Here is a 534-nt window from a genome sequence, read left to right on the forward strand (position 1 = left end):
CTGGCCGTCGCGGCGGCGGCGGCGCTCGGGCCGCTGGATGTGCAGGTGCTGGTCATTCGCGGGGCGCGGCTGGAAAAGGATTTTCCCACCCTGTTCCATGTGGGCGGCGGGTCCGAACGCGCGCCCTGCGTGGTGGAAGCCCGCTGGCGCGGCAGCACCGCCACCGATGACGCCCCGCTGATCTCCCTTGCGGGCAAGGGCGTGTGTTTTGATACCGGTGGTTACGATCTCAAATCGGCGTCCTCCATGTTGCGGATGAAGAAGGACATGGGGGGCGCGGCCATCATGCTTGCCCTTGCGCGGCTGATCGTGCTGCGCGACCTGCCGGTGCGGCTGGAACTGCGGCTTGGCTGTGTGGAAAACAGCGTATCCGGCCGGGCCATGCGCCCGTCCGATGTGGTGGTGACCCGCTCCGGGCTGACCGTCGAGATCGGCAATACCGATGCCGAGGGGCGGCTTGTGCTGTGCGACCTGCTGCATGCCGCCTGCGAACACCAGCCCGACCTGCTGGTTGACGCCGCGACGCTGACCGGG

At 68.4% G+C, this 534-nt stretch carries 1 pseudogene; it reads left to right on the forward strand.

The window, feature by feature from the left end:
• A pseudogene (locus JCM25156_RS20020) lies at positions 1-534 on the forward strand (leucyl aminopeptidase family protein); the annotation flags it as partial.

The organism is Komagataeibacter kakiaceti JCM 25156 (assembly GCF_000613305.1).